This is a genomic window from Coleofasciculus sp. G2-EDA-02 (assembly GCF_040226375.1).
GTDB lineage: Bacteria > Cyanobacteriota > Cyanobacteriia > Cyanobacteriales > Coleofasciculaceae > Coleofasciculus.
In genome coordinates this window covers 163492-175971 of sequence record NZ_JAVKEW010000023.1, presented here as the reverse complement: position 1 = coordinate 175971, position 12480 = coordinate 163492, and the positions used below count along the sequence as shown (strand labels likewise).

Annotated in this window: 9 protein-coding genes; all 9 read right to left on the bottom strand. The window is 45.1% G+C overall.

The window, feature by feature from the left end; all coding sequences use genetic code 11:
• Nucleotides 1–157 precede the first annotated feature (157 nt).
• Nucleotides 158–655, bottom strand: coding sequence for a helix-turn-helix domain-containing protein (locus tag RLO19_RS02660; protein ID WP_446353595.1), 498 nt, complete (start codon nt 653–655; stop codon nt 158–160).
• Nucleotides 642–932: a hypothetical protein gene (locus tag RLO19_RS02655; RefSeq protein WP_446353593.1), complete on the bottom strand. Its 291-nt coding sequence runs from the start codon at nt 930–932 to the stop codon at nt 642–644. The genes RLO19_RS02660 and RLO19_RS02655 overlap by 14 nt, the downstream gene beginning before the upstream one ends.
• 22 nt (nt 933–954) lie before the next feature.
• Complete coding sequence (locus RLO19_RS02650; protein WP_446353592.1) at nt 955–2217, bottom strand: AAA family ATPase; 1263 nt, start codon at nt 2215–2217, stop codon at nt 955–957.
• Entirely contained in the window at nt 2214–4130 is a 1917-nt protein-coding gene (locus RLO19_RS02645; RefSeq protein WP_446353590.1) for a tetratricopeptide repeat protein, read from the bottom strand. The genes RLO19_RS02650 and RLO19_RS02645 overlap by 4 nt, the downstream gene beginning before the upstream one ends.
• A 76-nt stretch (nt 4131–4206) precedes the next feature.
• Nucleotides 4207–4560, bottom strand: coding sequence for a four helix bundle protein (locus RLO19_RS02640; protein WP_446353589.1), 354 nt, complete (start codon nt 4558–4560; stop codon nt 4207–4209).
• Between the two features lie 82 nt (nt 4561–4642).
• Nucleotides 4643–5218 carry a Uma2 family endonuclease gene (locus RLO19_RS02635; protein ID WP_446353587.1) on the bottom strand — a complete coding sequence of 192 codons (576 nt, stop codon included), beginning with the start codon at nt 5216–5218 and terminating at the stop codon, nt 4643–4645.
• 74 nt (nt 5219–5292) lie between these two features.
• Complete coding sequence (locus RLO19_RS02630; RefSeq protein WP_446353585.1) at nt 5293–5769, bottom strand: hypothetical protein; 477 nt, start codon at nt 5767–5769, stop codon at nt 5293–5295.
• A gap of 34 nt (nt 5770–5803) precedes the next feature.
• Nucleotides 5804–6544, bottom strand: a complete 741-nt coding sequence (locus RLO19_RS02625; RefSeq protein WP_446353655.1) for a nickel/cobalt transporter — start codon at nt 6542–6544, stop codon at nt 5804–5806.
• Between the two features lie 435 nt (nt 6545–6979).
• Nucleotides 6980–12424, bottom strand: a complete 5445-nt coding sequence (locus RLO19_RS02620; RefSeq protein ID WP_446353584.1) for a CHAT domain-containing protein — start codon at nt 12422–12424, stop codon at nt 6980–6982.
• Between the last annotated feature and the right edge of the window lie 56 nt (nt 12425–12480).

Below are 12480 nucleotides of genomic sequence, written 5' to 3'. Positions count from 1 at the left end.
GCTATACAAACCCAACCTGACGGGAGCAGGTTTAAACTTCAATAAGCGCAGCGATAGCGGTGGTTTGGGAAATTTTTGGGTTGTTGAGGCTTGACTATTGTCAGCTCCAACGACCATTATGACAATATAGTAAACGAGTTACTCCTGTGTCAATACCCTACTCCAAATTTTCTGACCCTTCCTCGTATCTGAATCCAGCTAGTTGAGCAACCAATTCTAGATGTTTAGAAGTAGACAGAGGCGGATCATATAGACCAATTTCCCAATTACTGACAGTTTTCTGTTGCACACCAAGCCTTTGGGCAAACTCTACCTGGGTTAAACCCATGTGGCGGCGCAGTGCTTTGATGAGTTGAGCGTTCCACAGTACAGTGTCACCCACGCGCTGAACTTTAAGTTTTGCCGTAGGTTGGCGAAATGTCACCCGTTGCTGCTCAAAATCAACATCCTCAACCCGATATCCGGCTTCCATCCAAGCTGAAGCTTGCAGTGCGCCTTTGCTGCGATTGCTCCACCATGCCCGTTTTTTGCGTGCTGAGTCGGGTAAGGTGTCATTCATGATTTCCTCAATTTCTGCAAAGGTGAGAATGACTTCCTCTTGATTGCTCTGTTGCAGAAATTCTAGGAGTGGCTGGTACTTGCTATCTGGCTTCATGCTGCAAAACCTCTACGCCAATCAACGTCTGTGGGTTGAGATGCTGGTGGGACTTCTTTGTTGGTGCAGTGGGAAAGGGGCATGAAGCTGTTCTAGGGGACAGGTAATCATCTCTAGGATGCCAGAAAATTGGGGCGTGCGATCGCGCTTTTACAGGACTTACGCACAAACGCCACTTTGATATACTGTAGGGTGGGCATTGCCCACCATCCAAAATTTCAGTACCATTCAACTGAGGATTGGGGTCACTCATCTGATCAGCGCTACAGGTTTTCATTCAGCAGCTTCTACTATTGAACTCAACTATCTAGGGGTGGCTCCTCGTCCGCCGGGGGGAGAGGAATCGGGGCGAATGTTTTGGTATCGTCTTGGTTGATCTGATGCGCCAAATCTGCCTCTTCTAATCGTTCTAAATAAGGCAAAATTTGGCTAAAACTGCGGAAGCCTAACTGTTCCAGATCATCTATCGTTATTGTTTCATCTGAAAGGCTACCTCGCTGCTGCAATAAGGCACGAATTCGCTCTTCTTGCACGTTCAATGCAGCTTGTTGGCGCAAGGTTGGCTCTGCTGCTTTTAAACCTTTGTCCAAAACCTCTGGGGTAATTTTATCGACCTGAAGATTTGCCGCCGTTGACAAAACTGTGCTACCCAATCGGTTGAACAAACGGGGTTTACCTAGAGAAACCTGACAAAAGTGCTTGGCTGTGTCGGGTAGAAAGGGTAATACAGAACGCGGATCATTCGCATCAGTGGAGTCATTTTTAATCCGCGCACTGCTCAGGTAATTGATCAGCATCTGATAGGTGGTTTCCTGATCCATTTCTTCTAGCTTGAGTTGTAGGTCAAATAAACCGCGTTCACTGGTGAGTAAATCTCCCATTAAACCCATTGGGTGTCCTGTTAGCAAGAACCACGCCGGACCTTTTAATGTACCCTGAGCATCGTGCATTAATTGCCTGACTTGATGAGGATTTTGCTTGTCTAGATCATCAATTGCAATCACCACACCTTCGGGATATTTCTTTTGCGCCCGATTTAAAAGGGTGTTGAGGCTGACAGTGGGATATTGGGGTTTGGTGATGGGTAAATCTTTCTCGCTAGTCTTGGCATTTATCACCATATTGCCCCCGACTTCGGAACTGCGTTCCTTCAAGACTTTTTCAGTAGGAATCCCCATCTGATACAGTTGACGTTGCGCCCATTCGTCATCTGTCATTTCTTGAGCTAGGGCAATTAATGCAGTTGTGGCGAGATCCAAATTAGCGGGTAGGGAAATGTAAGTGGTCAGCATTTTCGGACGCTTGCGGCGCAGCACGGATATCACTTCTAGCAAAAAGGCACTTTTGCCAATTCCTAACCGACCATAGACTAGAATACGGCGACGTTCACGACTTTGGAACAGATTAAACACTTGGCGCAGTTCATCTTGTCGTCCTGTGAAAATATGGTTCAGGGTTTCGCTTCGCAAATCGGTGGGGCTTTCGGTAAAGGGAATCTCTTTGAGTCCTAAACGCTGAATATTGTTTACCGACTGGTCAAAAATATCGTCAGCCGTGGTCATACATAAACCTCCCTTGCTTGTCGTTCCATTGCTCGTTGTGCTGCTTGATAGAGATTATCTACTTCAGCAGCTTGGTCGGTCTTTTTCAATTGATGATAACGCTCACGGGCTTTAAATAGTTCAGCCATGCCTTTTTTCAGATATCCTTGAGACACCAGTACACTTCCCAACCCATGACGGCTTTTAGCAATACCGACTGCATCGTGGAGATGGTCATACAGGCGTAGGGCATCCCGATAGTAGAGGCGGGCATTGTCCCAATCACTGAGCGTTTCGTGGGCGTGTCCGATTTGGAAAAGAGCATTAGCGTGGGCTAGCTGATCGCTTCCCGTGCTAAGTTGGTTAACGCTGTTGAGTAGAAGTTGTAGCCCTTCCTGCCATTGTCCATCATGAACCAGACGACTGCCTAAAATGGACTGGGTTGTGGGTATGGCTTGCCAGATATGCTGTCTGTCGTAATGTTCTGGGCTAATTGCGTCTAAGGCAATTTTATACGCCTGCAACGCCTGCTCTAAGTCACTGGGATTTGGGTTGTATTCGTAGCGACGGGAGAGGGCGTTTCCTAAGCGATACTGGGAGTCGATAAAGTTGGGACTGCGGGGAACTGCAATTTCTAGGGCTTCCTGTAGCAAAGTAATGGCAGTATCTAAATTATTGAGATTTTCAGTTAGTGTGGCACGTTGCATCAGTGCCTCTGCTAAGTTGCTTTGCGTTTCAGCCCAATTTTGAGGAAATGCCTCACGGGTAGAAACCTGTAAAGCTAAGTTGTAGGCGGCGATCGCCTGTTCCAGATTCTCGGCACGTTCTCCCCGGATGCGATTGCAGTAAGCATTTGCCAAGTTGTTTTGCGTCATCGCCCAATTTTGAGGAAATGCCTCGCGAGTTCTTACCTGCAAAGCCAATTCGTAGGCGGTAATTGCCTGTTCCAGATTCTCGGCACGCTCTCCCCGGATGCGGTAAACATAGGCATTTCCCAAGTTGTTTTGCGTTGCCGCCCAATCTTCGGGGAATGCCTCGCGGGTTCTTACCTGCAAAGCCAATTCGTAGGCGGTAATTGCCTGTTCTAAATTCTCCACACGTTCTCCCCGGATGCGATCGCGGTAAGCATTTGCCAAGTTGTTTTGCGTCACCGCCCATTGTTCCGGGAATGCCTCACGGGTTCTTACCTGCCAAGCCAATTCGTAGGCGGCGATTGCCTGTTCCAAATTCTCAGCACGCTCTCCCCGGATGCGGTAAAGATAGGCATTTGCCAAGTTGTTTTGCGTCGTCGCCCAATCTTGAGGAAATGCCTCAGGGGTTCTTACCTGTAAAGCCAACTCGTAGGCAGCGATTGCCTGTTCCAAATTCTCGGCACGTTCTCCCCGAATGCGATCGCCGTAAGCATTTCCCAAATTGTTTTGCGTTCCCGCCCATTTTTCCGGGAATGCCTTGCGGGTATAAACCTGTAAAGCCAATTCGTAGGCAGCGATTGCCTGTTCCAGATTCTCCGCACGCTCTCCCCGGATGCGATCGCTGTAAGCATTGCCCAAGTTGTTTTGCGTCATCGCCCAATCTTGGGGGAATGCCTCACGGGTAAAAACTTTCAGGGCGAGTTGATAAGCTGAGATGCTCAACTCCAGGTTCAGCTTCTTATCACCCAAAGGAAACTGTCGAATCGAAATACCAAAATATCCAAACAATCGTGCAATGTTTTTCCGCTCGTCCGGCAACTGATCTGCCGTCAACCTTGCAAACACTAGCGGTAATGCTGCCAATAGTGATTCATCCAGCTTGGCTAGTTTAGACTGTAAAAAATCATCAACCTGGGCTTTATTGCCCTGGGTTTTCCTCACACGCTTGATGAATGCCAGCATAAACGTCTTGGCATCCCGCGTTGGCACAGTCGATGGTTTACTAAATCCTTTATCAGTCATCAGTTGTCAGTTATCAGTCATCAGTTGTCAGTTATCAGTTGTCAGTTATCAGTTGTCAGTTATCAGTTGTTAGTTATCAGTTGTCAGAGAGTTGGGTTGTTTTGAGGATTGAGAAGAGGATTTTGCCTATCTCGTCAGCGTCGGCGTGTATGCTATTGAAGGTTTTTTCCGCAATGTATCCTGTATCTTTCAACAGAGATAGCCAATATTTGGTTTCTAGGCACTCTTTATAGGCTATTGATACTTTAGCAGAAAAATCTGCTGTAGATATAGCACCGTTTGCTTCAGCGAGGTTCGCACCAATCGAAGTTCCACTTCTAATTAACTGTTTTGATAAAATAAACTCTTTCTTGTTTTCAGTGAGATATTGGTAAGCTTTAACAACCCGAATAGCAAATCGATACGCTTTCTGGTATGCAATACTCTTCATATCCACTCCCTGATAACTGATAACTGATAACTGATAACTGATAACTGTTAACTGATAACTGTTAACTGATAACTGTTAACTGTTAACTCCCCAAAACCACCTGTAAATCGAGTACAAATCCAGGTAAAACATCTTCCCCTGATAAACTCACAGGCGACTGTAAAACCTCAACCTCCCGATTCGGTCGATAAATTTCAACCCTTTTATTCTTCGCATCAATCAACCACCCCAAACGCAACCCATTGTCTAAATATTCCTGCATCTTTTTGCGTAAAGGTTCCATATTGTCACTCTTAGAACGCAATTCAATCACAAAATCCGGACACAGTGGCGGAAATGCTTCCTGTTGTTCGGGTGTCAATGTATCCCATCGTTCTTGACTCACCCACGATGCATCAGGAGAACGATCTGCACCATTAGGAAGCCGAAATGCAGTAGAAGAGTTGAAAGCAACCCCTAGTTTTGTCTGGCGATTCCAAAACCACAGTTGTCCCTCTATATCAATATTTCGTTTTCCTGTAATTCCCCCAGTGGGTGGCATAATAATTAATTCTCCTATCGCTGTTCGTTCGAGTCGCACATCGCGATTAGCCGCAGCGAGTTCCTCAAACTGCTCCTGAGTAACTTTTAGGGTTTGTGGGATTATAATTGGAATCATTGTTCGTCACAACTCAAAATTGCGATCGCCTGTTTTTCTCCCTGTGGGCGCACGGAGTGTGCGCCCCTACGAGACTAATTCTTGAATTTATGGCTGATAAATTGACTACTAATGCCACAACCAATGGCAAGCACCACGACAATAATTTGACTGGCAAGATAGTGATGATGGTGAGGATGATCCTCCTGAATCTGGCTGATCGCCTCGACATCAATTCCGCGATCGCTCACCGGAATCACTAACATATCCCAATGACTGTCTTCACCAATCTCCACCTCCCACTCTCCACTGACGGAGTAATCGGGTTCAAAGACAAACATCCCTTGTTCGTTTGTCCTTCCTGCAATCGGCGCATAGTTTGAACCCTCAGGAGGATGGACAATCACAGGTGCATCTTTAAACGCTTCCCCTGTGCTGAACACGGATTGAATTTCTAGGGAATTAATCTTTAAGTGATAGTTGGTTTCCACACCATGGGCTAGTGCTTGGCTGGGAAAGCCCAAAAGACTGATAAGTACCAGTAGAACAACAAAGAACTGTTTTACTTTCATTGGATATCTGTAAAAGGTTGTGATTGATTTTGCCTTATAGAGAGGTGGTGATTGAAACAAATGTTATACCAAAGCCAATGACCATGATCACGATCGCACTCAAAATTGATAACTTCTGCAACACTTGATCCGTTTGTGGCAATCGCTCCAGCCACTGGCGAGCATAAATGGCGACGACACCCAAAATAACTAACACTGATGCTAACCCTAGACTAAACCCGCCCACTAAAAACAGTCCATAGCTGATCTGGTGCAAAGCCACAGCACTCAATAACATCACCAATGCTGAAGGACAAGGAATTAATCCCCCCGCAATCCCTAATTTAACCAGAGATGAAAGGCTAGTGGGTGAGTGTACGTGTGAATGTGAATGGGAATGGGAATGGGAATGGGAATGCAGCCGCTTTCTCAGCAAGCTCAATCCGAGGATACCAATGGTTAACCCGCTCACGAAACTCAGCACCGGATAAGATTGTTCGGGCAAAACGTATTGAGACGCAAACAGCGCGATCGCACCTAAGAGGAAAATACTCAGCGTATGGGTAAAGGTTATGGTTAATCCCAGTAAAACAGCCTGCTGTGCGGTTCCTTGAGAGCCAATAAAATAGGCGCTTACAAGGGTTTTACCATGTCCAGGGGAGAGTGCATGAACCGCACCGAATCCAAACGCGATCGCAATCCCGATTAAAATCGTACTTAACGTCGGTTCAGATGCGATCAGGTTCGGTACAGAGGATGTGTGACTCAAGTGAGCTAAAATAAATGCTTGTGACATGAAAACTGGGTGCTTTTTACTAATGTTCAACTCACCCCTAAAAGCGGTGAGTTTAAGTTTATCGGCTAAATATCGTGCGGCGATATTATAGCTAGCACTTAAATCCAATGGCACTGAAAATTGGCATTTTGGAATCGCCAAAACCCTTGATACCCCGTAGGGTGGGCAATGCCCACCAGCCTTAATTCAGTGTCATTCCACTTAAGTCAGTATTATATCTCTTGCCCGACTTTAATGGCGCTAACCTATCGTTAGTCCCATGATACAGAAAAGCCGCTTTAACCTGTAGGGGCGACTCGCTTGGTATAATTAACAACACCAGAAACAGGATGGGTTTACATAATACTAAATCCGAAGAACGCTACCCCCGTTATAACCTAGTCCGCGCAGGCGGACGAAAGTTTGTGTAGCAGCGATTTCAATCGCCTCCTCTTGCTACCATGGACTACCAATCATCGTAAATGCTGACCAAAAATAGGGATGAGACAAATCTTTATCTCCTATTTGTGCTAACTCTGGAGGTAACGAAATACTCTCCCCACTCCCCAATAATTTCCCCTCTTCTAACCGCACTTCTCCCCGAATCATCAAAATTTGCGCCTGTCGCAGCGCTTCTGATTTAATCGGTGCTGTCTCTAACTGACGGTAAAATTCAGTCATTAGTCCCAACGTTGCTTCATCACTGACATACCAGAGGCTTCCCAGTGCCGATTTAACCCCAGCTTGTACCGCTAACCCGGCAAAGCCTAACTCAGCTTCCTCATCCCCCACGGCGGTGCGACAAGCACTCAGGACTAATAATTCTACTGTGGGTTCATACAACTTTAATTCACGCAGTTGGTCGAGGCGTAGTTTGGTATCCCATAACTGAATATAAGAATTTTCCAGGCGTCCCGATTTAAATTCACCATGAGTGGCTAAGTGGACAATCCCAAAGGGTTGTAATTGACGTTGGGTTTTTAGGTTCTCCAGGGTGAATTCTTGGTTAAGAAAGGATTCTCCTTGCCATATTTCTTGGGTAATTGCGGCTAATTCAACCGGGACAGCTTTTAAGGGGTTGGCGTCGGTAAATTCAGACGCCCCCATTGCCAAAACTTGGAAGTCATTAATATCGCGATAGCGGGTATCGGTTAAGCTGATACTGGGCATTAAACCCGCACTGTATTTTTCAATTAGGAATTGTTCGCCATCGTGGAGAGCCAGTAAGGGAATGGAACGCAATCCCCCATCCATGATAAAGCTGAGATTTTGGATACCTTGATTTTGTAACTGTTCCTCAATTGGGGCAATTATCCATTGATACAGTTGTTGGGCTGGGGCTAAATAACGGTTGGTACTGCGTGTAATTGGATTAGTAATCGCACGGCGTAACTTCTGGGCTTCAGCTAGAACATTAGCGCGAGTTGCACCGGGAATCGGCATGAAAATCGGTTCCCCGGTTGGTGTAACTACAACCAGTTGCAATTGGTCATTATCTTGGGGAATGGGATTGGTTAAAGAACCGGAGTCTGGAGTGAGTCGGGTGGGGTAAAAGACGGTATAAATCAGGGCAGGCTTTTGACCCGTGGCTGACTCAATATTGCTCAATGTTATCCGAATTTGCCCTAGTGTGTTAATAGAAGGATTGAAGATGCCCAGATATTTCTCAAACTCACGGGTAAATAATTCTTCTAAAGGGAAACCCCTGTTTTCAAGTGTAACTGTTAAGGATGAGGGGGGATCAGCGTCTGGTAATAGTTCTTGTAAGAATTGGGCGAAGTCTTGAGAGGTAATAATCGAAATAGCGCCTTGGGTATAGGAACCCGGAAAAATTCTTAGGGATAAAATTGAGTTGTCTGAACCTGTGGTAAGGGTTCCAGCCGTGCCGTTTATTAGCGCATCTCCAACATAGAAAAATGTTTCTCTGGCTCCACCATCATGGCGAATCGTTATTGATCCCTCACCAGCGCCACCCGCCGTCGAAATGCTGGCAGTTATACCATTTTGGTCTGTAAATGTGCCAGTGGCGCGGAAGAATTGTTCTGTCGTAATATCAACGGTTCCACCTGTACCATCTGTACCGCCTTGAGCGTTAATCGATACTACTTCAATCTCATTTTCCGGGTCTAGGTTGACATTTCCGCCATTACCTGATATTGAACTGGTATCTATTTTTCCAGTAATGATGCGATCGCGTGCTGTAATGGTAACGTCTCCACCTCCTGTTTCTCCCGTCGCGATTAAGTCGCCGCTTTCAACTGCACCTATTTGACTCGTAACAGTAATATTCCCATTCGTTGAGGTAACGTTAGCGACATCAATGTTATTGTTGGCAAAAAGATTCACTACATTACCAGATACATCATCAGTGCTAATCTGATTCCCGGCGGTTAGCTGTACTGAGCCATTAGTAGCGCTTAGAGTGTTAGTATTGATACTGCCAGTATCACTATTTAAACTGATGTCCCCACTTTCAGAGGTGATATTGCTAACGATAATTTCATTATTCGCTATAAAATTCACGAGTCCATCATTAGTGTTTAAGTCACCCTGGATATTAATGCTGCTAGCTGTAATCCTAAAACCTTCTGACCCACTGGTTGCAATTGTTGAGGCGGCTGTTACCTGATTAGCACTTTCGATATTGATTTGACCTAAATCAATTGTTCCTAGAGAATCTTGAGTCCCTATAGCATCATTAAAATTGATATCTCCAGACCCAGCGATTAGGGTTAGGTTGAAGGGAGGAGTGTCAGTATCATCAGGAAAGTTATCATCTGACCCCGCACTGGAAACAGTTTTGCCAAAAATAATATTGCCTGATGTTCCCGTATCGTCAGTATTAAAAGTTGTGTCTAATGTTACATCAGTTAGCAAAATTACATGACCAGTAAATTCAATAGAACCTCCAGTAGTTGTAATTACACCTGCCACCTGGGTTTGTTCAGCATTAATAAATAAACTGTTGAAAACTGTGGTTGAGTTGCCAATTAAGTTAGCGCTTCCTGTGACATCATCGCCAATAATTAAATTCTCTAAAGAATTAACATTACCCACGTCACCGTTAAATACAACTCCCCCCATACCTGGGGTAACATTGAGACTTTGCTCATTGTTTAGTTTACTATTAACATTACCATTAAAGATAATATCCCCGCCTTGCTCTAAACCCGTGTTGAGAACTACCAAATCTGTACCAATCCACACACTATTCCCTATGGGATTGGGAGTGTTACCGACAATGATATCCTGACCATCTGTGGTAATATTGGCATTCAAGGTTGTGTTAGCACTGTTGAGTTCGATTGAAGCATTTCCTGTTCCTGTAATATTTCCATCAACAGTAATTGAACCTTGAGGAGACTGAATCTTTACAGAATTATCAAAAGTAACGTCATTAATAGTGATTGCGCTAGAACTATTCTCTTGACCAATAATAATCAGATTAAACCCATCCAATGCCTCAAGATCTACTTGGGTGATATCAAAAGTGTCCAAACCGCTATCGGCTAAACCACTGATGGCAATCCCTCGGTTGGGTGTTGAAGGGCGAAGCTGAAGGACACCTGTACCAGTCACTGAATTAGTTCCGCCTTCAAAGTCAATCTCATTCGTTAGCAGGGTTAAATTATTTTCAGCTACAGCCAGAGTTGAATCAAAGCTAAGTGTAGCTGTACCCACATCAAATGTTGTATCCCCTGTCAATGATACGGGTTGCTCAATAAACAAATCACGGTTGCCCGTAATAATACCACCAGCAATCTCTACTTTATCCGCGTTTATAATTTCGAGGCGATTTAGGGGATTCTCATTACCCACCCAATCTTTAAACTGAATTATACCAGAGCCAGCATCAAGTTCTAGCTGATGATCTCCGTTCAGGGTGCCATCAAAGATAATATCACCTGTGTTAGTGCTAGTGCCCGTGCTGAGATTTACATCATTTTTGAGAGTAACTGCGCCATTGAAGGTGATTGAATTTCCACCGGAAGCGCCATCAGACAATATATCATTTTCCAGAGTGGCTGCACCGTTGAATCTGATACTTCCACCCTTACCTGTTTGGGCAAAAGATAATATCTCTCCATTCGATATGATAGATCCAGAGGTACTTTCCAGACTAACGTTTCCGCCATCGCCACCACTTAAACTCGTCGCATTTATGTCAGCTATTCTAATATCACCCTCAGCTTCTAATGTGATATCGCCAGCCGTACCATCATTAGTAAATGTGGAGACTTCACCTGAACTAACATCAATAGAACCACCGCTTTCAATTCTAATATATTCCGCATCCCCCGTTCGACCTGGACTTACAAATGAGCCAAGGCTAATTCTGATTGGGGGATCGTCAATGGTTAAGAAGTGACCTGTAGTTTTAATATCACCCCCAGCATCTAATATTATTGGTCCTGCAATTTCGGGAAGATTAGGAGGGGCTGCAGCGAAAGTGGCTATACTTTCAACCGTGATGTTGCCGCCTGCATCCAATATTAGGGCGGGATAGGTGGTTAATAATGATGCATCAGGATCTGCATTGAGAATATTGTCATCTTTTCCATTTATTCTGATTGGACCCTCAAAAGTAATGTTTCCTGTAGCCTTGATTTTGAGGGATGTACCTAAGTAAGATCCACCCAGATGATTTCCAGCCTCGATAATAGGATCATAGAAACTAACAAATTCTCCACCACCTCCAGCTAAATTGAGAAGTGAAAAATCACCCCCACTAGCAAAGTGAGCATCGCCAGAAATAATTCCATCACTGACTAAACTCAAATTTCCCCCACTCACAAACGGGGTTTCTGGATGATTCAGCGCCAGAATATCAATTCCATTATTCCCCTGAATATAAAGATTTCCCCCCGCTTGGGCTAAAAAAGGACTGGTTGGGTTATCTCTTACCAATACCGTATCCTTCGCCAATAGATTTAAATCCCCCGTTGTTACCAAAGAGGGCGAGGGCGCAACGCCTTGCGCCCCTACGGGAACTAACGTTAAATCCCCTTCAGCCGATAACGTTGCGGTGTATGCTGTTACCTGATTAACAACAATATCTCCAGCTTCAGCTTCCACATCAGCCGCCGTGATTCCCGTCGCTTCAACCACACCCTCATTCGTCAACAATTCAGGTAACATTAACGGTTCAATCGCCAACAAATTCCCCTGATTATCCGTCGGTAATTCAACCTCCAAACTCAGCAGTTGTCCCTCCTGAGTCAACCGTACCCGACTCGTTCCCGGTACTGTCGTTACCGAAATATTACCCTCTGGTGCTGTCAAACTCCCCGTACTCAGCACTTCACCACCAATCAGCGAAAGATTCTGTCCCTCGGATACCTCTAAATCACCCGCATTAATAATCGCTCCGGGCTGCAACGTCTCAAACTTAAATCCATTCGGATTGCCGACTAAATTGCTGTAACTATTGCTACCAAACGCCTCAAACAATCCCCCCTCAAAACCAATCCCCGTCGCCGTGGTTGCGGTAAAATCACCCGTCACATTCAGCCGAGCATTTTCACCAAAAATAATCCCCGCCGGATTCATCAGAAACAGATTTGAGTGTCCCCCTGTTACCTGAATCAACCCATTAATCAGCGACGGTTCACCATTCACCACCCGCCCTAAAATATTCTGAATCTCTGGATTAGACAAAAAATTAGCAATTTGGTTCGTATCGAGTCCAAACTGCTCAAAACTATGAAACAGATTTACCCCATCCCCCGAAACTGTACCCCCTTGGATATCGTAGCGGTTTCCCTCAGAAGTAACCGTGGTTTCTGTACCATCGGCGGCGGGGGTAATGGGTTGGGAGTAAGCAGGTTTTACAGCAGCAAACGTAACGGTTAATGCCAATCCTGCCAACAGCCGCCCCTGTCCTTGAGTGAAAATATTCATAGGTATAGCAGATGCATATCTAAATAGTATTTAACCATAAATACTTCGTGGCTGTA